Origin of the sequence: Pseudomonas sp. AL10 (assembly GCF_029960685.1) — a bacterium.
GTDB lineage: Bacteria > Pseudomonadota > Gammaproteobacteria > Pseudomonadales > Pseudomonadaceae > Aquipseudomonas > Aquipseudomonas lactis.
Genome location: NZ_JASBQZ010000006.1, coordinates 20,558 through 40,323, shown reverse-complemented (window position 1 = coordinate 40,323; position 19,766 = coordinate 20,558). Strand labels below are relative to the sequence as shown.

General features: G+C 59.3%; 16 protein-coding genes. 7 read left to right on the top strand and 9 right to left on the bottom strand.

Annotated features, from left to right (window positions below; all coding sequences use genetic code 11):
- Positions 1 to 64: 64 nt before the first annotated feature.
- Positions 65 to 1,411 carry a 3-deoxy-7-phosphoheptulonate synthase class II gene (locus QK296_RS08840; protein WP_003189896.1) on the bottom strand — a complete coding sequence of 449 codons (1,347 nt, stop codon included), beginning with the start codon at positions 1,409 to 1,411 and terminating at the stop codon, positions 65 to 67.
- Between the two features lie 123 nt (positions 1,412 to 1,534).
- On the opposite strand from QK296_RS08840, the gene QK296_RS08835 reads away from it, so the two are divergent.
- Positions 1,535 to 2,290 carry a spermidine synthase gene (locus QK296_RS08835; RefSeq protein WP_003189897.1) on the top strand — a complete coding sequence of 252 codons (756 nt, stop codon included), beginning with the start codon at positions 1,535 to 1,537 and terminating at the stop codon, positions 2,288 to 2,290.
- Positions 2,291 to 2,417: 127 nt separating this feature from the next.
- Here QK296_RS08835 and QK296_RS08830 read toward each other — a convergent pair whose 3' ends face one another.
- Positions 2,418 to 3,209 carry a crotonase/enoyl-CoA hydratase family protein gene (locus QK296_RS08830; protein WP_003189899.1) on the bottom strand — a complete coding sequence of 264 codons (792 nt, stop codon included), beginning with the start codon at positions 3,207 to 3,209 and terminating at the stop codon, positions 2,418 to 2,420.
- A gap of 423 nt (positions 3,210 to 3,632) precedes the next feature.
- Between QK296_RS08830 and QK296_RS08825 the strand changes: the two genes are divergently transcribed.
- Positions 3,633 to 5,306, top strand: a complete 1,674-nt coding sequence (locus QK296_RS08825; protein WP_003189900.1) for a DEAD/DEAH box helicase — start codon at positions 3,633 to 3,635, stop codon at positions 5,304 to 5,306.
- A 192-nt stretch (positions 5,307 to 5,498) separates the two neighbouring features.
- Here the strand turns inward: QK296_RS08825 and QK296_RS08820 are convergent, their stop codons facing one another.
- Positions 5,499 to 6,266 carry a class III extradiol ring-cleavage dioxygenase gene (locus QK296_RS08820; protein WP_003189901.1) on the bottom strand — a complete coding sequence of 256 codons (768 nt, stop codon included), beginning with the start codon at positions 6,264 to 6,266 and terminating at the stop codon, positions 5,499 to 5,501.
- A 103-nt stretch (positions 6,267 to 6,369) separates the two neighbouring features.
- On the opposite strand from QK296_RS08820, the gene QK296_RS08815 reads away from it, so the two are divergent.
- The gene (locus tag QK296_RS08815) at positions 6,370 to 7,026 is read left to right on the top strand and encodes a thiopurine S-methyltransferase (protein ID WP_003189903.1); all 657 of its coding nucleotides are present in this window, start codon (positions 6,370 to 6,372) and stop codon (positions 7,024 to 7,026) included.
- A 199-nt stretch (positions 7,027 to 7,225) separates the two neighbouring features.
- On the opposite strand, the gene htpX is transcribed toward QK296_RS08815, so the two are convergent.
- Positions 7,226 to 8,113 carry a protease HtpX gene (gene htpX / locus QK296_RS08810; protein WP_003189904.1) on the bottom strand — a complete coding sequence of 296 codons (888 nt, stop codon included), beginning with the start codon at positions 8,111 to 8,113 and terminating at the stop codon, positions 7,226 to 7,228.
- 304 nt (positions 8,114 to 8,417) lie between these two features.
- Complete coding sequence (locus QK296_RS08805) at positions 8,418 to 9,629, bottom strand: pyridoxal phosphate-dependent aminotransferase (RefSeq protein ID WP_003189906.1); 1,212 nt, start codon at positions 9,627 to 9,629, stop codon at positions 8,418 to 8,420.
- A 202-nt stretch (positions 9,630 to 9,831) separates the two neighbouring features.
- Between QK296_RS08805 and msrB the strand changes: the two genes are divergently transcribed.
- Positions 9,832 to 10,224, top strand: a complete 393-nt coding sequence (gene msrB / locus QK296_RS08800; protein ID WP_003189907.1) for a peptide-methionine (R)-S-oxide reductase MsrB — start codon at positions 9,832 to 9,834, stop codon at positions 10,222 to 10,224.
- A 152-nt stretch (positions 10,225 to 10,376) separates the two neighbouring features.
- A complete protein-coding gene (locus QK296_RS08795; RefSeq protein WP_014717681.1) occupies positions 10,377 to 10,862 on the top strand; it encodes a glutathione peroxidase in 486 nt (161 codons plus the stop codon).
- 21 nt (positions 10,863 to 10,883) lie between these two features.
- Here QK296_RS08795 and QK296_RS08790 read toward each other — a convergent pair whose 3' ends face one another.
- A complete protein-coding gene (locus tag QK296_RS08790) occupies positions 10,884 to 13,193 on the bottom strand; it encodes a response regulator (RefSeq protein WP_120247717.1) in 2,310 nt (769 codons plus the stop codon).
- A gap of 164 nt (positions 13,194 to 13,357) precedes the next feature.
- On the opposite strand from QK296_RS08790, the gene QK296_RS08785 reads away from it, so the two are divergent.
- Positions 13,358 to 14,248 (top strand): ATP-binding protein, encoded by an 891-nt coding sequence (locus QK296_RS08785; protein ID WP_003189912.1) that lies wholly within the window; start codon positions 13,358 to 13,360, stop codon positions 14,246 to 14,248.
- Positions 14,245 to 14,727, top strand: a complete 483-nt coding sequence (locus tag QK296_RS08780; protein ID WP_003189914.1) for a GAF domain-containing protein — start codon at positions 14,245 to 14,247, stop codon at positions 14,725 to 14,727. The genes QK296_RS08785 and QK296_RS08780 overlap by 4 nt, the downstream gene beginning before the upstream one ends.
- A gap of 70 nt (positions 14,728 to 14,797) precedes the next feature.
- Here the strand turns inward: QK296_RS08780 and QK296_RS08775 are convergent, their stop codons facing one another.
- The 3 genes from QK296_RS08775 to QK296_RS08765 form a co-directional block, all read right to left on the bottom strand.
- On the bottom strand, positions 14,798 to 18,433 hold the full coding sequence (locus QK296_RS08775; protein WP_282390824.1) for a transporter substrate-binding domain-containing protein: 3,636 nt from the start codon (positions 18,431 to 18,433) through the stop codon (positions 14,798 to 14,800).
- 8 nt (positions 18,434 to 18,441) lie between these two features.
- Positions 18,442 to 19,068, bottom strand: coding sequence for a response regulator transcription factor (locus QK296_RS08770; protein WP_003189917.1), 627 nt, complete (start codon positions 19,066 to 19,068; stop codon positions 18,442 to 18,444).
- Positions 19,069 to 19,317: 249 nt separating this feature from the next.
- Complete coding sequence (locus QK296_RS08765) at positions 19,318 to 19,719, bottom strand: response regulator (RefSeq protein ID WP_003189919.1); 402 nt, start codon at positions 19,717 to 19,719, stop codon at positions 19,318 to 19,320.
- Between the last annotated feature and the right edge of the window lie 47 nt (positions 19,720 to 19,766).

The window sequence follows — 19,766 nt, the reverse complement described above, 5'->3', positions numbered from 1 at the left end:
AGAAACGCGTTCAAATGTGGGAGCCGGGCTTGCCCGCGATGGCGTCATCCCGGTCGATAAAGCGTCAGCGCTTTACCTGTTTCAAGGTCTCGGCAATCAGAAACGCCAACTCCAGCGACTGATCGGCATTCATCCGTGGGTCGCAATGGGTGTGATAGCGGTCCGACAGGCCATCTTCGGTGATCGGCCGTGCGCCGCCGATGCATTCGGTGACGTTCTGCCCGGTCATCTCGATATGGATCCCGCCAGCATAGGTGCCTTCTGCCTGGTGCACCTGGAAGAAATCCTTCACTTCGCCAAGGATCTGCGCAAAGTCACGGGTCTTGTAGCCACTGCTGGCCTTGATGGTGTTGCCGTGCATCGGGTCGCAGCTCCACAGCACTTGCTTGCCTTCGCGCTGCACGGCGCGGATCAGGTTGGGCAAATGGTCGCCGACCTTGCCTGCGCCCATGCGGGCGATGAGGTTGAGGCGGCCGGGGTCGTTATCCGGGTTGAGGATGTCGATCAGGCGGATCAGGTCGTCAGGGTTCATGCTCGGTCCGACCTTCACGCCGATCGGGTTGTTTACCCCGCGCAGGAACTCGACATGGGCGCCGTCCAACTGACGGGTGCGGTCGCCGATCCACAGCATATGTGCCGAGCAGTCGTAGTAGTCGTTGGTCAGGCTGTCGCGGCGTACGAAGGCTTGTTCATAGTTGAGCAGCAACGCTTCGTGGGCAGTGAAGAAGCTGGTTTCGCGCAATTGCGGCGAGCTGTCCATGCCACAGGCGCGCATGAAGGCCAGGGTTTCGTCGATGCGGTCGGCCAGTTGGCTGTACTTTTCAGCCAGGGCTGAGTTGGCGATGAAATCCAGGTTCCACTTGTGCACTTGGTGCAGGTCCGCGAAACCGCCCTGGGCAAAGGCGCGCAGCAGGTTGAGGGTGGCGGTGGACTGGTGGTAGGACTGCAGCAGACGGTCCGGGTCTGGCACGCGGCTTTTTTCGTCGAAGCCGATGCCGTTGACGATATCGCCACGGTAGGCGGGCAGGGTGATGCCGTCGATGGTTTCATCGTTGGCCGAGCGTGGCTTGGCGAACTGACCGGCCATGCGCCCGACTTTCACCACCGGGCAACCGGCGGCGAAGGTCATGACAATAGCCATCTGCAGCAGCACCTTGAAGGTGTCGCGGATCTTCGCGGCGGAAAACTCGGCAAAGCTCTCGGCGCAATCGCCACCTTGCAGCAGGAAGGCACGGCCCTGGGTCACTTCGGCAAACTGACGGCGCAATTCGCGGGCTTCCCCGGCAAACACCAGGGGCGGGTAGCTCGCCAGGCTTTGTTCCACTTGCAGCAAGTGGGCAGCGTCCGGGTATTGGGGTTGCTGCTGGATCGGCAGGGCTCGCCAGCTATCGGGGCTCCAGGGTTGGCTCATCATGAACTCGTTTGCGGGTGGATGTCGGGGCGTCAATGTTAGCAGCAATTAGTACGTGACCTGTGGCTGCCGCTTGGCCGACAATCGCGCCTTTGTCGTGCGGTAGACCCTTTAGGAGTAGTGATGAGCGAGGAGCGTGTCGAGCGCCTGCTGGCCGAAGTCCATGATGAATTCGGCATGATCCGTGTGCTTGAAGTGGCGGATTACCGCTTTCTCGAATTCGGCGATGCCATTGAGCAAAGCTGTGTATTCACCGCTGACCCGAGCTGGCTGGAGTACGACTATACCCGCGCGATGCTGATCGGTGCGTTGTGCCATGAGCAGCCGGAGAGTGCGTTGTTTCTCGGCCTGGGCGCGGGCACGTTGACCCAGGCGTGCCTCAAGTTCCTGGCGCTGGACGATGTCGAAGCCATTGAGCTGCGCCCCGATGTACCGCGCCTGGCGATTGAATATCTGGGGCTGGATGACGATCCGCGCTTGTACATCCGCATTGGTGACGCGCTGCAATTGCTCGACAGTGCCGAATCTGCCGATCTGATTTTCGTCGACCTCTACACCGATGTCGGCCCGGGCGTGGGGCATCTGGCCTGGACCTTTCTGGAAAACTGCCAAAAGAAACTCAACCCCGGCGGCTGGCTGGTGATCAACCAGTGGGCCACCGATGATGGCAAACCGCTGGGGGCGGCGTTGCTGCGTGGGTTGTACCACCGGCATTACTGGGAGCTGCCGGTGAAGGAGGGCAATGTGATTCTGTTGGTGCCTTCGGAGTTGGATCAGGAGCTGGACCTGGAGGCGCTGTCAGCCCGCGCCGAAGCCTTGGCGCCGCGGTTGGGGTATTCGTTGCAGCCGTTGATCAAGGCGATTCGGCCAGCAACTTAGTTGTCAGTTCGGGCGCTTTCGCGGGCTAGCCCGCAGGGGATTGCATTTCAGCAGAGAATGCAATTCAACTGTGGGAGCGGGCTTGCCCGCGAAGAGGCCCTCACTGCCGACCGCTAATTCAGTTCGTTCAAATCCCCTTGAACACCCCCGGCCGCTTCTCGATCATCGCCCGAACACCCTCCTTGGCATCCTCACTGTTAAGCAGTTTATCCACCATGGGCGGCAGCGCGGCGGCTGCGACGGCCTCACCCTCCATCCGCGCCAGCCGCGCCGACATCAACGTGGCCTGCACACCCAGCGGTGCCTGGCGCGCAATGCGGTTGGCCAACTCGATGGCGCGGGGCAACAGGTCTTCACTGGCCATCACTTCCTGTACCAACCCTAGGCGCAGGGCTTCATGGGCGTCGAATTCGTCGCCAGTGAGCAGCCAGCGCATCGCATTGCCCCAGCCGGCGATTTGATGAAAGCGCAATGTCGCGCCGCCAAACGGGAAGATCCCACGTTGAACTTCCATCTGGGCAAAGCGGGTATTGCTGGCGCAGAGGTTGATATCCGCCGCCAGCATCAATTCGATACCGATCGTCAGGCAATAACCCTGGGCGGCGACGATCACCGGCTTGCTTACGCGCGGGCCGGCAAACACCCCCCACGGGTCGCACCCTCCCAGCGGCGGTTGCCAGCCGCCCGCCATCACGCTGCTGACATTGGCCAGGTCCAGCCCGGCCGTGAAGTGATCGCCATGGGCAAACACCACGGCCACCCGAGCGTCATCGTTTCGATCAAATTCGCCATAGGCCAGGCTCAGCGCATTGAGCAAATCAAGGTCGAAGGCGTTGCGTTTGGCCACACGGTCCAGGCCCAGCAATAGAACATGGCCCTCAAGTGCGCGGCTGACACGGCTACTGCTGGCTTGATTCATGGGGTGTGCCCTCGGGGCGCGGGTAAGGTTTCAGACCAAAGGGTCTCAATGGTTGGGTGAACCGTTTAAGCTTGATGGCCAACAGGGCCGGGCCTCTGAAAAATAGACCCTGGCGCACGGATCTGCAAAACGCGTGACGCAGTGCGCTTTATCGGTGCCTGGCGATAAAAAAAGCTCCCTTTTTCAGCTATTTCCGGTATAGTGCGCGCCGGCCTTTAACCGGGCCGCGTTTAGGTAGCGCAATTCCCCGAAGTCAGCTTCGGCTGCACGTCCGCACAGCGGACTCTCCCTTGACGAATCTTTTTCATTCATTCGTTTTCGCAAATCCCCGCCGACAAAGCAGCCAGGGCGACTCTTGAGTCTCAACACGGCATGCGCAGCTTTGGAGCATGGGTCTTTGCGGATGCACTTAGAGGCAGACCCATGACCCAGGAAACCGGCGGCTTCGCCGCTTTTAATCTTAACCCGAATATTCTTGCAGCCGTCGCAGCGACCGGCTACGAAGAACCTTCGGCGATTCAGCAGCAATCGATCCCGATCATCATGGCCGGTAAGGACATGATTGGCCAGGCGCAAACCGGTACCGGTAAAACCGCCGCGTTCGCCCTGCCTATTCTGCATTGCATCGATCCTGCCAAGCGCGAGCCGCAAGCCCTGATCCTGGCGCCAACCCGTGAGTTGGCGCTGCAAGTAGCAACCGCCTTTGAAACCTACGCCAAGCAAATGCCGGGTGTAACTGTTGTGGCCGTTTACGGCGGCGCGCCTATGGGCCCACAACTCAAGGCAATCCGTAATGGCGCACAGATTGTTGTCGCCACTCCGGGCCGTCTGTGCGACCACCTGCGTCGTGACGAAAAAGTTCTGTCGACCGTGAACCACCTGGTTCTGGACGAAGCTGACGAAATGTTGAAGCTGGGCTTCATGGATGACCTGGAAGTCATCTTCAAGGCACTGCCAGCGACCCGTCAGACTGTACTGTTCTCGGCCACCCTGCCGCAGTCCATCCGTGCCATTGCCGAACGCCACCTGCGCGATCCGGAGCACGTGAAGATCCAGACCAAGACCCAGACCGTTACCGCGATCGAACAGGCTCACCTGTTGGTTCACGCTGACCAGAAGACCTCGGCTGTATTGAGCCTGCTGGAAGTCGAAGACTTCGACGCCCTGATCATGTTCGTGCGCACCAAGCAAGCGACCCTGGACCTGGCTAGCGCCCTGGAAGCCAAAGGCTACAAAGCCGCTGCGCTGAACGGTGACATTGCCCAGAACCAGCGTGAGCGCGTGATCGACTCCCTCAAGGATGGCCGTCTGGACATCGTTGTAGCGACCGACGTTGCCGCCCGTGGCCTCGACGTTCCACGTATCACCCACGTGTTCAACGTTGACATGCCTTACGATCCAGAGTCCTACGTTCACCGTATCGGCCGTACTGGCCGTGCCGGTCGCGAAGGGCGTGCATTGCTGCTGGTGACTCCACGTGAGCGCCGCATGCTGCAAGTGATCGAGCGTGTTACCGGTCAGAAAGTTGCCGAAGTCCGCCTGCCGGATGCTCAGGCCGTTCTCGATGCGCGCATCAAGAAACTGACCAACAGCCTGGCGCCACTGGTGGCTGACGCTGAATCGACTCACGGCGACCTGCTGGACCGCCTGACCGCCGATATCGGTTGCACCCCGCGTGCCCTGGCTGCAGCTCTGCTGCGCAAAGCCACCAACGGTCAAGCCCTGACCCTGGCAGCCATCGAGAAAGAACGTCCACTGGTTCCGAACAGCGCGCCACGCGGTGATCGTCCAGAGCGTTCCGGCGACCGTCCAGACCGTGGCGACCGTGAGCGTCGTGCTCCAGTGCCATTGGCTGAAGGCCGTGCTCGTTGCCGTACCGCGCTGGGTGCGCGTGATGGTATCGCTGCCAAGAACCTGCTGGGCGCTATCCTCAACGAGGGTGGCCTGGCGCGTGAAGCCATCGGTCGTATCCAGGTGCGTGACAGCTTCTCCCTGGTGGAGCTGCCGGAAGACGGCCTGGAAAAACTGCTGACCAAGCTCAAAGATACTCGCGTTGCTGGTAAGCAGCTCAAGCTGCGTCGCTACCGCGAAGATTGATCCGCCCTTGGGTTGATTGATCGCACATAAAAAATCCCCGACTGGTTCGGGGATTTTTTTTGCCTGATGTTTAGTCTCCGGCACGAACAACTGTGGGAGCTGGCTTGCCTGCGATAGCGGTGAGTCAGCAAGCCAGTGTGTGACTGATACACCGCTATCGCAGGCAAGCCAGCTCCCACAGGGGTAACGGTGTCAGCCAAAGCGATAGATATCCATGCCCAGGGCGCCCAGTGTGAAGCCTTGGTGCGCCACGCTGAAATCTGCGCCCGCACCCCGCGCGAAGTACAACGGCAGCAAATGCTCATCGCTGGGATGGCTGCGCACGGCATGGGGCGCCTGGCGGCGATAGTCATGCAAGGCGGCGTCGTCATTGGCCGCCAGTCTGTCGACCACCCAGTTGCGAAACTCCAGCGCCCACGGTGTGATCGTCTCCGGCCCGGCGCGCCAATCCAGTTCGCCCAGGTTATGGGTGATGCTGCCGGAGCCGATCAACAGCACACCCTGTTCACGCAGGCTGGCGAGTGCATGCCCCACGCGGGTCTGCAAGGCGGGGCCCATACGACTGGGCAAGGAGACTTGCACCACTGGAATGTCTGCTGCCGGATACATCAGCGACAGCGGGACCCAGGTGCCATGGTCGAAGGGCCGACGTTCATCAATGCTGGCAGCCAGACCGTCGGCGTGCAGCAATTCGACGATCTCACTGGCCAGTTGTGGGTCACCCGGCGCGGGGTATTGCACCGCAAACAGCTCGCGCGGGAAGCCGCCGAAGTCGTGCCAGGTTTCGGGTGCAGCACTGCCGCTGACCAGCAGCTGCGGGCTTTCCCAATGCGCCGACACCACCACAATGGCTTTGGGCCGTGGCAGCTCGGCAGCCAGACGCTGCAGCGCAGGGCCGCTGGCGCCGGGTTGCAAGGCCAGCATGGGCGAGCCGTGGGAGATAAACAGGCTGGGGAGCATGAGCAGGGTCCTGAGGGTTAAGATGGAGCCATCTTCAATCAGATCATCGATCTAAATCTAATATAAGTTTTAGCGCCTTTTGATCGAATTTTCGGAGTGATTCATGCAGCCTGAATTTTGGCAGGACCGCTGGGCGAGCAATCAGATTGGTTTCCACCAGCGCGAGGTCAATCCCTATTTGCAACGGCACTGGCCCGTGCTGGGGCTGCCCGAGGGGGCAAAGGTGCTGGTGCCGTTGTGTGGCAAAAGCCTGGACTTGGTATGGCTCGAGAGCCAGGGGTACCCGGTCATGGGCGTGGAGCTATCGGAGCAGGCGGTGGAGGCGTTCTTCAGCGAGCAGGGGCTTGTGCCGCACGTCACTCAGAAGGGCGCCTTCAAGGTTTACCAGGCGGGCCAGATCGAACTGTGGTGTGGCGATTTCTTCAGTCTGGATGCTGAGGCAGTGGCCGGTTGCAGCGCCGTTTATGACCGCGCGGCATTAATTGCCTTACCGCCGCTGATGCGTGCGCAATACGCCGAGCACCTGAATGCCTTGCTGCCCTCAGGCTGCCAGGGGTTGCTGATTACTCTTGATTACGACCAAGCTCAGAAGGCCGGTCCGCCTTTTGCTGTTTCGAACGAGGAGGTGCAGGTGCTGCTGGGGCCATATTGGATGTTGGAGCGGCTGGAGGAGCGGGACATCCTGGGGGAGAGCGGGAAGTTCCTGCAGGACGGTGTTACCCGCCTTGAAGAGCGTGCTTATCGGCTGACCCGGCGCTGAAAGGGCTTTTGCTTTTGTAGGAGCGAGGGGGACGCCTAGTTCTTGCTCGCGAAAGACGTCAACGATAATGCGTGCTTGGTGAATGAACGCGGCGCCTGTTAGTTTTTCGCGAGCAAGCTCGCTCCTACAGAGGAGGGTGAGAAATCAGCATGCACAAAAAAGGGGCGATTAGATCGCCCCTTGTCGAGTCATCTGGCTATCAGCCCCGGCGACGCAGTGCGTCAATCCGCTCTTCCAGCGGCGGGTGGCTCATGAACAAGCGAGCCAGGCCCTGCTTGATGCCGCCGTTGATGCCGAAGGCGGTCAGGCTGTCCGGCATATGCACCGGCAGGCCCTGTTCGGAGCGCAGGCGTTGCAGCGCGCCGATCATTGCGCTGGTGCCCGCCAGGCGTGCGCCGGCTTCATCTGCGCGGAACTCGCGTTTGCGCGAGAACCACATCACGATGGCGCTGGCCAGGAAGCCCAGGACCAACTCGGCGAAAATGGTCGCCACGAAGTAGGCAATGCCACGGCCTTCTTCGTTCTTGAAGATGACCTTGTCGACAAAGTTGCCGATGATCCGCGCAAAGAACATCACGAAGGTGTTCACCACGCCCTGTACCAGTGCCAGGGTGACCATGTCGCCGTTGGCTACGTGGCCGATCTCGTGGGCCAGCACCGCCTTGACTTCATCGGGCGAAAACCGCTCCAGCAGACCCTGGCTCACGGCCACCAGCGCGTCGTTCTTGTTCCAGCCGGTGGCAAAGGCGTTGGCCTCATAAGCAGGAAAAATCCCCACTTCGGGCATTTTGATGCCTGCTTCTTGAGACAACTGCTCCACGGTTTGCATCAGCCATTGTTCATGGCGAGTGCGGGGTTGAGTGATGATCTGGGTGCTGGTGCTCATCTTCGCCATCCACTTGGAGATGAACAGCGAGAACAGCGAACCGGCAAAACCAAAGACCGCACAGAAAATCAGCAGCTGATTGAGGTTCAGATCAACCCCATTGGCCGCCATGAACCCGTTGAAGCCAAAAAGGCTCAGGGTGACGCTGGCAATCAGTACGACCGCCAGGTTAGTGGCCAAGAACAGCAGGATGCGCATCATGGTTGTAGAATTCTCCTCATGCTTAATATGTCGCTCACTGCGGGGTATATAAGGTGCGGCATGGGGTGATTCAACCGGGGGACTATTTCAAACTGTGTCCTACACCTCGGGCGTAGGGCCTTGAAGGGATTTTCCCACCTGTATTGTCAGCCGTGATCGACCCGATGCTACCCCGTCGCCCCGTGATTATAGGGGGTACGTCATCGGCAGAGGCCAAATGAAGTACAACCGCAAGTAAGTGACACAGAAGTGTTGCCAGATAATCGCTGTACGACCCTTTGTGAGTCGTACAGCGTCAATTGCCTTACTGGCGATAGGACTTCAGGAAGTTGCCGATGCGACCAATGGCCATTTCCAGGTCATCCACGCGTGGCAAGGTCACTACGCGAAAGTGATCCGGCCACGGCCAGTTGAAGGCGGTGCCTTGCACGACCAGCAGTTTTTCTGACAGCAGCAGGTCGAGCACGAACTTCTCATCGTTGAGGATCGGGCAGACTTTCGGGTCGATCCGCGGGAATGCATAGAGCGCACCCATGGGCTTCACACAGCTCACGCCTGGAATGGCATTGAGCAATTCCCAGGTGCGGTTACGCTGCTCCAGCAAGCGGCCTTGGGGCAGGATCAGGTCATTGATGCTCTGGTAACCGCCCAGGGCGGTCTGGATCGCGTGCTGGCTTGGCACGTTGGCGCACAGGCGCATGTTGGCCAGCATATCGATGCCTTCGATGTAGCTTTGCGCGTTGTGCTTGGGCCCGGAGATGGCGATCCAGCCGGAGCGGAAACCCGCCACGCGGTAGGACTTGGACAGGCCGTTGAAGGTCAGGCACAGCAGGTCCGGGGCCAGGGAGGCGGTGCAGATATGTACGGCGTCATCGTAGAGGATCTTGTCGTAGATCTCGTCGGAGAACACCACCAGGTTGTGCTGGCGCGCCAGCTCCAGCATGCCCAGCAGCACTTCTTTGGAATAAACGGCGCCTGTCGGGTTGTTCGGGTTGATGATCACCAGGGCTTTGGTGTTGGGGGTGATCTTGGCCTTGATGTCGGCCAGGTCCGGGAACCAGTCGGCGCCTTCATCACACAGGTAATGCACCGGGTGGCCGCCCGCCAGGGTCACGGCGGCGGTCCATAGAGGGTAATCCGGGGCTGGTACCAAGACTTCATCGCCATTGTTGAGCAATGCCTGCATGGACATCACGATCAACTCGGACACGCCGTTGCCCAGGTAGATGTCCTCGATGCCGACGCCTTCGACCTGCTTCTGCTGGTAGTACTGCATCACCGCCTTGCGCGCGCTGAACAGGCCCTTGGAGTCGCTGTAACCCTGGGCGGTCGGCAGGTTGCGGATCACATCCTGGAGGATTTCGTCCGGCGCCTCGAAACCAAACGGCGCCGGGTTGCCAATGTTCAGCTTGAGGATGCGATGGCCTTCCTCTTCCAGGCGTTTGGCGTGCTTGAGCACTGGGCCGCGAATGTCGTAGCAGACGTTGGCGAGCTTGTTCGATTTGCTGACCTGCATGGCGATGTGATCCTGAAAATGAACGATCCCGACGGCGTAGGCACTACCGTAGGGTGAAGCCTGCACGGCCCGCACCCATAAATACGTTTGAATGCCGGTGGCGCGGGTGCCAGACTGGCGTTTTGAAGAGGCGCAATCATACGTGCCGCCTGATCCATGGAAAAGACACAGATCAGGGTTTTTCAGTTGCCGAGGTGTACCGATGGATAAGTTGCAGAAAACTGTAGACGAATGGAAGGCGATGCTCGATCCGGAGCAGTACAACGTGTGCCGTCTCAAGGGTACCGAGCGACCGTTCAGCGGCAAGTACAACGCCACCAAGACCGACGGCGTCTACCACTGCATCTGCTGCAACGAGCCGCTGTTCGATTCCAAGGCCAAGTTTGATTCCGGCTGCGGCTGGCCCAGCTTCTATGAGCCGATTGCCGATAGCGCAATGGTCGAGATCCGCGACGTCAGTCACGGCATGATTCGCACCGAAGTCACCTGCGCCAAATGTGATGCACACCTGGGGCATGTGTTCCCGGACGGTCCACCGCCGACGGGCCTGCGCTACTGCATCAACTCGGTATGCCTGGATCTGGTGCCGCGCTAGGCTTGCATAGCCCCCGTAGGAGCGAGCTTGCTCGCGAAAAACGTCAACGATAACGCGGGGCGCCTGAATGAACGCGGCGTCTGGGAGTTTTTCGCGAGCAAGCTCGCTCCTACACGAATAAGGTTCTTCTTTCGCTGACTTGAGGTATTGCCATGAGCGACTCCCTGCTGAGCATCCCTTGCACCACCATCAAGGGTGAACAAAAAACCTTGGCCGATTTTGCCGGCAAGGCCATTCTGGTGGTCAACACCGCCAGCAAATGCGGCTTCACCCCGCAGTACAAGGGCCTTGAGCAGCTTTGGCAGCAATACAAGGACCAGGGCCTGGTAGTGCTCGGCTTTCCCTGCAACCAGTTCGGCAAGCAGGAGCCGGGCAACGAAGGTGCGATATCCGAGTTCTGCGAGCTGAACTTCGGCGTCAGTTTTCCGCTGTTCAAGAAAATCGACGTCAATGGCAGCGATGCCCACCCGCTGTTCGTGCAGTTGAAAAAACAGGCACCGGGTCTGCTGGGCTCCAAGAACATCAAGTGGAACTTCACCAAGTTTCTCATCGGCCGTGATGGCCAGCAGGTCAAGCGTTTTGCGCCAACCACCAAGCCCCAGGACTTGACCCAGGAGATCGAAGCCCTGCTCAAATGACCTACGCGGTGCGGGTACCCGTCAGAGGCTGGTGGTCTTCGGTACCCACAGTTCCAGCAAGGCGTTGAGTTCTTCCCGTCGAAACGGCTTGGCCAGGTAGTCGTTCATACCCGCCGCCCGGCAACGCTCGCGTTCTTCGGCCATCGCATTGGCGGTCAAGGCCACGATGGGCAAGTCCGGCCAACGCCCGCTGCGGCGAATTTGTCGGCTGGCCTCATAGCCATCCATCACGGGCATGTTGCAGTCCATCAACACCATATCGAAGCGCTGGTCCTCCAGCAGCCTGAGGGCTTCGCCACCGTGGGCCGCGACGATCACCTCGCACCCGAGCTTGCTGAGCATGCCCTTGGCCACCAGTTGGTTGACCGCGTTGTCCTCCACCAACAGGATGCGCGCACGGTGCGCAAGCGGTGCGGCCTCTATCTGTACCGGGTCGAGCACCAGTTGCGCGTCGCTGCGCAGGTTGCGTTGCAAGATCTGGTACAGCGCGTTACGGCTCAACGGGCGTGCCTGTTGTTGTAGCGGCGCCAGGGCCGCGACTTCAGCGCTGGGCAAAAAGTTGCCGTAGGCGGTGACCAGCAGAATCGGCGCGCTGATGCCCGGGCGCAAGCGGAACAAGCACTCAGGGCAGTCGGTGATCAACAGGTCGGGCGCCAGCCCGCTCAAATCGTCGTCCTGGGAATAACAGCGCGGCGTCAGCCCCCAAGAGGGCAACAGCGTGGTGAGCAGCTCCGTCAGCCCGCCGCCGGCGTTGGTGATGGCGATCACCTCGCCGGTGAGCGGTGCATAGCGTGTGGCAGGCAAATGCGCCGGCAGTGGAAGGTCGGCGCAGAACTGGCTGCCAAAGCCCACCTCCGAACTGATACTCAGGCGGCCTTGCATGGCTTCGCACAGGTTATGGGTCAGTGCCAGGCCTAAACCCGTGCCGCCAAACTGACGGGTGATGCCAGCGCCGGCCTGGGTGAACGGCTGGAAAATTTTCACCTGGGCTTCCTGAGCGATGCCAATGCCGGTGTCGCACACTTCGATGCTGACCCGGCCTTCCAAGGCGCGCAGGCGCACATCGACGCGGCCGAAGCGGGTGAACTTCAAGGCATTGGAGAGCAAGTTGCTGACGATTTGCCGCACACGGGTCGGGTCACCGATCACCTGGGCGGGAAATTGCGGGTCGATCAGGCAGGTCAGCTCCACACTCGGCGCAGCGTTTTGCGACAGCAGGTTGGCGGTGTCCTCCACCAGGGAGCCCAGGTCGAAGGGGATATGCTCCAGTTCCAACTGGCCGGCGTCGAATTTGGACAGGTCGAGAATATCGTTGAGCAACTCCACCAGCACTTTGCCTGAGTCATGGGCAATGGACAGTTGCTGGCGCTGTTCGGCGGTCAGCGGGCTGTCCAGTGACAGGGCAATCATGCCCAGCAGCCCGTTGAGTGGCGTGCGGATTTCATGGCTCATATTGGCCAGGAATGCCGCCCGCGCCTGGGCCATGCCCAGCGCCGTCATTTTCGCCGCCTCCAGCTCATCGTTGGACTGGCTCAAGCGTTGGTTGCTGGCCTTGAGTTCAAGGGTGCGCGCCGAAACGATATTCTCAAGTTGCCCCAGGTACTCCGTAAGGCGGTCTTCGGCGTGGCGCCGCTGCTGGATCTCGGTTTCCATGTTTTCGAATTGCTGGTTGGCGACGCTGACCAGCACGCCGATTTCATCGTGTTCATGCCCCGGTGGGCAATCCAGGCGCGCCTGTTTGCGTGTGCTCAGCTCGCGGATAATGCGCACCAGCGGTTGGGTGAGCATCACGTAGAACAGGCCGAGCAAAATCCCGGTGAGCAGCAGGCTGCGGGCGAAGCCGTTGAGCAGGGTGATCTCGGCGCGATGCAGGAAACGGCTGCCAAAGGCATAGGTGTCGACGTCAAGGCGCAGCACACCCAGCGAGTCGTTGGGCATATGGCTGAGAAACAGCCGGTCTTCGAACTGGCGATTGGCGCCAAACAGAAAATCGCTGACGGGCCGATAGTTGCTTTCTTTGCGCGGGCGGTTGACGTCCGCCAGCACCACCCCATTGTTGTCGATCAACTGCGCGCGGATGATGGCAGGGGAGTGCAGCAGGCCCAGGGTCAGTTCCTGGGCGAGTTCGGCATCGATGTTGTAGGCGATGCGTGACGCCGGGTTGTGGCTGATTTCAATCAGTGAGCGTATTTCACGGTTGATGGATGCGTCTTCACTGGCATAATCAATGCCGATTTGGATCAGGCTGAGCAGGGTTCCCAAGACGAAACCGACCAGCACAGTCAATCTGGCTTGTTTATAAGACAAGCGGTGGGCGAACTTGATATCCATCGAGTGTTGAACCACTTAGCGTTTCCCTTCGCCCGGCAAGCATAGCTGAACATCCACAAGCTTTGGCTCGCCCGGCATGAATCGTTTTTTTGATGCAGCCCATGCAGTGTGCCGCAGGGTTGCCAATACGCCATCTTTTGCAAGAAGTTGCCAGAGGAATAGCTGTGGATTCTCGATTGAATGCCTTTCTTGAGCGCGCCGATGCGGTGCTGGCTCGCCTGGAACCGTTGTTACCCGCCCCGCGCCAAGCGATCGACTGGAGCCAATGCCTGGCCGCCCGTTGGCAGCGCGAAGGCCGCAGTGGCTTCCTGTTGCCGCTGGAAGTCAGCCTGGACATGCGCCTGTCGGACCTGATCGGTGTCGATAAACAACGCGAGCAACTGGCGCGCAACACCCAACAGTTCCTCGACGGTTTGCCCGCCAACCATGCGCTGTTATGGGGTTCGCGTGGCACCGGCAAGTCTTCCATGGTTCGTGCCTTGCTTGCCCAGCACGCCAAGGCGGGCCTGCGTCTTATCGAGATCGAGCGTGACCACCTGGCGGATCTGCCGCGGGTAGTCGAGCAACTGCTCAAGCTCCCCCAACGCTTTATTCTGTTTTGCGATGACCTGTCGTTTGAGGCCGGCGAAGGCGACTATCGCGTGCTCAAGAGCGTGCTCGATGGCTCCCTGGAACAGGCGCCGGAAAACGTGCTGCTGTATGCCACGTCCAACCGTCGCCACCTGGTGCCGGAAAACCAGAGCGACAATGACAACTGGAAGCGCGTGGATGGCGAATTGCACCCGAGCGAGGCGGTTGAAGACAAGATTGCCTTGTCGGATCGTTTTGGCCTGTGGCTGTCGTTCTACCCGTTTAGCCAGGAGCATTTCCTGGATGTGGTGGAGCACTGGATCGGCGAGTTGGCCAGCAAGGCCGGCTTGCAGTGGCAGCGCGATGAGCAGCTTGATGTCCTCGCGGTGCGTTGGGCCACTGGGCGGGGCAACCGCAATGGCCGGTGTGCCTATCAATTCGCCCGTTACTGGGTGGGTCTTAAATTGTTGGAACGTCAACCATGATCGATTTACAACAGGCCGGCAGCGGCCTTGATGGCTATGCCATGCTGTGCGCGCAACTGGAGTCGTTGTTGGCTGATGAGCGCGATTTTATTGCCAACAGTGCGCAGTTTTCCGCGTTCCTGTTCAACCAGTTGGATGACTTGAACTGGGCGGGCTTTTACCTCAATCGCAATGAAGAGTTGGTACTGGGGCCCTTCCAGGGGCAGATCGCCTGTGTGCGCATTCCGTTTGGTCGTGGCGTGTGTGGTGCGGCTGCGGCAACGCGGCAAACCCAGCGCGTGGAGGATGTGCACGCGTTCCCAGGCCATATCGCCTGTGACAGCGCTTCGAACAGTGAATTGGTAGTGCCCTTGGTCAAGGACGGTCGCCTGATTGGCGTTCTTGACCTCGACAGCCCATTGCTGGCCCGGTTCACCCCTCAGGACCAGGTGGGCATTGAGCGGCTGGCGGAGATTTTCCTGCGGTTGACCGACTGCTGAAGCGGCTGGTGCTAAGGCAGGTTGGGGTAGGGGCGCGTTTGCTCACTCCTGCCCCTACCGGCCCTGGCGATTATTGGCTTTGCAGCTCATCCAGTTGAACCTGCAGCATCTTTTCCAGTGCCTGCATGAGTTGTTCCAGGGCCTTGATACCGCTTTCGATCACGGCCCACTCCTCATTGCGAGAACAGCTTTGCTCCAAGACTTCGCATTGCCCCGCCAATGAATGGGCTTGCACGATACGGGCTGCGCCCTTGATCTTGTGGGCTTGCTCAATAATTTCCGAGAGTGGCGCGTGTCGATCCAGCAGTTCGCTAAGGATCTGGCGGTCTTGATGGCTGCTGCTCAGTAGTTCCTCCAGCAGGCGTCTACTCAAATGGGGGTCACCTCCGGTCAACGCTTCCAGGCATTCGAGGTCCAGTCGTTGGTGCACGGCTTTAGGGACAATGTGTGCCAGTTGGCGCTCCAATACGGTGAGGCTGATGGGCTTGAACAGACAGTCATCCATGCCGGCCTGCACGCACCGTTGTCTTTCTTCTGGCTGGGCATTGGCGGTAAAGCCCAGTACCACGCAGGGCACCAATTGTTCGCGCTGCTCATACTCACGGATTGAGCGACTCAGTTCATAGCCATTCATGATGGGCATGTTGCAGTCGGCAATCACCAGGTCGAAATGCTCTTTACGCCAGGCCTGGAACCCCGCCGCACCGTGCTCGGCAGCGGTGAATTTATGCCCCAGGTAGCCCAGTTGCTGGCACATCAGCAGGCGGTTCGCCGGGTGGTCGTCTACCACCAGTACGTTAAGCACCAGTGCGGTGGCCGGCGTTTGCGGCGTGTGTTCACCCTCCGCCTGGATCGCTTGCAGGCGAGGCATGCTGAGGTTGACGTGCACCTGGGTGCCTACCATGGGCACGCTGCTCAGGCTCAATTGGCCGCCCATCATCGCGCACAGGCTGCGGCAGATCACCAGCCCCAGGCCCGCGCCACTGCGGGCTAGTTGCCCGGAGTTGTCCGCTTGGGCAAAGGGTTCGAACAGGCGCAGTTGGTCTTCCCGGCTGATGCCGATGCCGGTGTCTTCCACCACCAGTCTCAGCTCGATCTGCTCCGGGGCCTGGGTAGGCTGCAGCTCAACCTTGATCTTGACCTGCCCCTGTTCGGTGAACTTGATCGCGTTGCTGACAAGGTTCGATAGCACCTGCTTGAAGCGCAGTGGGTCTATCAGCACCTCGATATCGTTCAGATCGGGTTTGAACTCCAGCAGCAGGCTGAGGGTTTTCTGCCGTGCCAGCCCGTCGAAGACGCGCACCACTGATTCAATCACCTCCCGCAGGTTGACGCGCTCCGGCGCTAGGCTGAGGCGGCCGGACTCGATACGCGCGATGTCGAGAATGTCACCGATCAGCTCCAGCAGGTCTCTGGCCGAGTTGTACGCCACCTCGATCGCTGGACGGTCAAGGTGCCCTTGGTCGGCGCGCTTGAGCGTCAGTTCGAGCATGCCGATCACGGCGTTCATCGGGGTGCGAATCTCGTGGCTCATGGTGGCCAGGAACGTGCTCTTGGCGCGGTTGGCCTCGTCGGCACGCTCCTTGGCGGCGCGTAGTTCATCGAATAGCTGGCGTCGGTCACTGATATCGATCCAGCCACCGATGATGCCTTGGACTTCACCCGTGGAGTCGCGGTAGGGCAGGATCCAATGGTAGATGGTCAGTTTCCTGTCGTGGATATGCAGGCTGCGATCGAGGATCAGCGGGTTGCCCTCGGCGACTACGCGCAGGTAGTCAGCATGATACTGGGCTGCTTCCGACGCCAGGGCCATGGTCATCTGGGTCACGCTTTTGCCGATCACCTCTTCGCGCTTGACATCGAACACCTGCAGGTAGCTGTCGTTACAGGTCTGCAACAGCCCATTGCGGTCGCGCACGTAGATCGGATGCGGCGTCTCATTGACCAGTGCGCGCATGAACTCGAACTGATCGTTGAGGGCGCGTTCGGCCATTTTTCGATGTTTGATCTGGCGACGCATGTAGGCATTCCAGGCCAGGGAAATCAATAGCAACAGCCCGGTGCCGATGATGATGCGCGCGATCAATTGATGGTAGTTACGCCAGTAGCTGTCGGACGCGGCGGTATAGCCACGCCAGCGGCTGTTGATCACACCCATTTCATCCGGGGCAATGCTGAGCAGGGCCTTGTCGAGGATAGAGCTCAACTCCGTGGCTTGACGCGAGGTGGCCAGGGTGAAGGTCGCAGGGGTCGTGCCGATGCTGGCACTGATTTGCAGGCGGTCCTGGAAAACCTGGGAAGACAGGAAGTAGTTGGCGATCACCAGGGTATTCACGGCCCCGTCCACTTGTCCCTGTGCGAGCAACTCAGATGCTCTGAATGTATCACTGGTTTCCACCAGGTGAATCTCAGGAAAGTCCTTGCCCAAAGTTGCGGCCAAGGGGTTGCCCTGGGTTATAGCCAGACGCTTTCCTGCCATTTGCTCCATGTTCGTGGGCGCCCCTGGCTCTTTGCGCGTCAGCAGCACATAGGAGTTTTCCAGGTAAGGACGGCTGAAATTAAGCTGTGAGTCTCGTTCGTTGCTTGGAACGATGGCCCCGATCATATCGATTTTCTGAGCCGCGACCTGATCGATCATCGCGTTGACGTCGCGCCCGCGCTGCACCGAAAAACGCAGGCCGGTGCGCAGGCGAATCAACTCCAGCAGATCGGCGGTGATCCCGCGAAAATTACCGTCCGCATCGAAGAACGTCAGGGGCGCGAAGGTTTCGTTGACGATCACCGTGACCACCGGGTGATCTTTGAGCCAACGCTCTTCGCGCTGGGTCAGTTGCAGTTTCTGGTCGGTCAGCAGGATGTCGCTGCCGGCGCTCCAGCGCTTGGCAATGCTGTCCCTTTCGTTGATGGGCACCGAGGCCAGGGCTGAATCGACAATGCTGAGGAGCATCCGGTTGTCCTGGCGTGTGGCAAAACTGAAACCATAAGCTTCATGCTTGCCGAAGTTGGCCATGCGAATGTTTTTGAGATAGCCCTTGTTGATCATGTAATGGGTGGAAATGGTGTCACCGAGAAACACATCCGCCTGGTCGAAGGCCACTGCATTCAAGGCATTTTGATAAGACGGGTAGGCGCGGATGATCGCCTTGGGGTACAGCTTTTCCACCTCATCGAGCGGCAGGTAGTGATAGACAAGGCTCAGGCGCAGCCCGTCGAGGCCTTCGCTGAGGCTGCGGGTTTCTCCCTCGCGCGTGACCAGCACCGGCTGGTCCACGGCATAGGGTTCGGAGAGGATAAGGTTCGGCGTTGCAGCTTCAAACCCGTTGGAGGAGCCCAGCAGGTCAATTTCCCCGGCTTCCAGGGCACGAATGGCCGCCGCTCGGGAGGGGTAGCGCATCACAGTGATGGGCAGGGAGAGTGCCTTGGCCAGCAGTCCTGCATAGTCGGCGGTAAGGCCTTCGTAATCATGGCCGCTGGAAGTGAGGTCGAAGGGCGGGTAGTCGGGCGTGGATGTCCCCAGCGTTAGTTCACGTTTGTTCTGCAGCCACTGGCGCTGGGCCTTGTCAAAATGAGTGTCCAGTTGAACAGCTCCCGCGCGACTCAAGAGGGTGAAGCGTTCCGGGCTGGTTTGGTGCTCAGCGAGCACAGTCGTGCTGAAGTACAAACCGGCACTTAGTATTATTAGATAGTCCTTTATACGCCTGGGCATCCGCTTTCTCACACTAGCGCGTTTCGTTTTGCCATCTCGATGAGGTCAACCAAGGATTTGGCTTGAAGTTTTTGCATGAGTCTCTTTTTATAAGTGCTGACGGTCTTGTTACTTAAGAACATGCCTTTGGCGATTTCCTTGTTAGTGCGGCCCTGTGCAAACAGTTGCAGGACCATCAGTTCCCGGTCGTTGACGGTCTTGAACAGCTCCAGCTCTTGAGCATCCATGCCTTCGGTTCCGGGGCCATTCAAGGCCTGGCTGGGGAAGTAGTTGTAGCCGGACAGCACCGCGCGAATGGCACTCAGCAACTCGCTCAGGTCACCCTCCTTGCACACGTAGCCTTCCGCCCCCGAGCGCATGCAGCGCGTGGCAAACAGCGTGGGGCATTGGGCCGTGAGCACCAGGGTTTTCATGGAGGTGTTCATGGCGTTGAACCGGCAGAGCACCTCAAGGCCATCAAGTTTCGGGATGCTGATGTCGAGAATCACCAGGTCTGGAAGGCATTCACGGACCATCTGTATGGCATCGCACCCGTTATCTGTTTCGCCGACGACTTTGTAACCTTCGTGCTCCAGCAACATTCGAATGGCAAGCCGGATAACGGGGTGGTCATCGATAATAAAAACTGTGTTCATAGTCACTTTCCATGCAGGTGCAGATAAAGCGGGCACATTAGCTCAGAAGGTGAGTGCGCAGTATGAAGCTCGCACGGAGTAGATGCAGAACAGGAAAGTTCCTACATTTAAAAAGGTATCGGCCTACAAGTTGTTAGGTAATCGTGACAGCGCATGTGAGCGTTTTGAGGATGAGCCAGACAAGAAAGGAGGCTTGGAGATTTACGGCGGACCCCGAATCGTTTTTCGTTGTAGGGGATGTTTAAAATCCTACAGGAGCGGGTTAAAAGTTGAGCGGACTAATCGCTCAAGTTCATCTTTGTTCAAAGGTTTTGATAAGTAGCCAAGGAGGGGCAGACTTCGTTGTGCGGCTTGTATCGTCAGGTTAACCAATTCCGAGGTGGGTAAACCGCTTAACAAGATAGCGCTGGTGATGAAGCGCCGGCGGCTGGCGATTTCCACCAATTCAAGCCCGGGCAGGTCGGGCAGGCATTGGTCGCATAACATCAGGTCGAAAGGGTGTTCGGACTGACTCATCACGCGTATGGCTTGCTCGGCGTTTTCCACCGGGGTCAGTTGATCGAAGCCGAAGCTTCTGAGCAGGCACTGGGTGGCCATGAGTTGAAAGGGGTGATCCTCCACCAAAACAATACGAAGAGAATAGCTGGGCATAAAGAGCACACAGTAAGGCAAGCGTCGATGGGGGCAGTAGGAATTAC

Bases quoted from the DNA above. Each gene is read 5' to 3' on its own strand.
- QK296_RS08825 (WP_003189900.1), top strand. From the start codon at position 3,633: ATGACCCAGGAAACCGGCGGCTTCGCCGCTTTTAATCTTAACCCGAAT.
- QK296_RS08805 (WP_003189906.1), bottom strand. From the start codon at position 9,629: ATGCAGGTCAGCAAATCGAACAAGCTCGCCAACGTCTGCTACGACATT.
- QK296_RS08830 (WP_003189899.1), bottom strand. From the start codon at position 3,209: ATGAATCAAGCCAGCAGTAGCCGTGTCAGCCGCGCACTTGAGGGCCAT.
- QK296_RS08770 (WP_003189917.1), bottom strand. From the start codon at position 19,068: ATGAACACAGTTTTTATTATCGATGACCACCCCGTTATCCGGCTTGCC.
- QK296_RS08790 (WP_120247717.1), bottom strand. From the start codon at position 13,193: ATGGATATCAAGTTCGCCCACCGCTTGTCTTATAAACAAGCCAGATTG.
- htpX (WP_003189904.1), bottom strand. From the start codon at position 8,113: ATGATGCGCATCCTGCTGTTCTTGGCCACTAACCTGGCGGTCGTACTG.
- msrB (WP_003189907.1), top strand. From the start codon at position 9,832: ATGGATAAGTTGCAGAAAACTGTAGACGAATGGAAGGCGATGCTCGAT.
- QK296_RS08820 (WP_003189901.1), bottom strand. From the start codon at position 6,266: ATGCTCCCCAGCCTGTTTATCTCCCACGGCTCGCCCATGCTGGCCTTG.
- QK296_RS08780 (WP_003189914.1), top strand. From the start codon at position 14,245: ATGATCGATTTACAACAGGCCGGCAGCGGCCTTGATGGCTATGCCATG.
- QK296_RS08775 (WP_282390824.1), bottom strand. From the start codon at position 18,433: ATGCCCAGGCGTATAAAGGACTATCTAATAATACTAAGTGCCGGTTTG.
- QK296_RS08815 (WP_003189903.1), top strand. From the start codon at position 6,370: ATGCAGCCTGAATTTTGGCAGGACCGCTGGGCGAGCAATCAGATTGGT.
- QK296_RS08795 (WP_014717681.1), top strand. From the start codon at position 10,377: ATGAGCGACTCCCTGCTGAGCATCCCTTGCACCACCATCAAGGGTGAA.
- QK296_RS08840 (WP_003189896.1), bottom strand. From the start codon at position 1,411: ATGAGCCAACCCTGGAGCCCCGATAGCTGGCGAGCCCTGCCGATCCAG.
- QK296_RS08835 (WP_003189897.1), top strand. From the start codon at position 1,535: ATGAGCGAGGAGCGTGTCGAGCGCCTGCTGGCCGAAGTCCATGATGAA.
- QK296_RS08765 (WP_003189919.1), bottom strand. From the start codon at position 19,719: ATGCCCAGCTATTCTCTTCGTATTGTTTTGGTGGAGGATCACCCCTTT.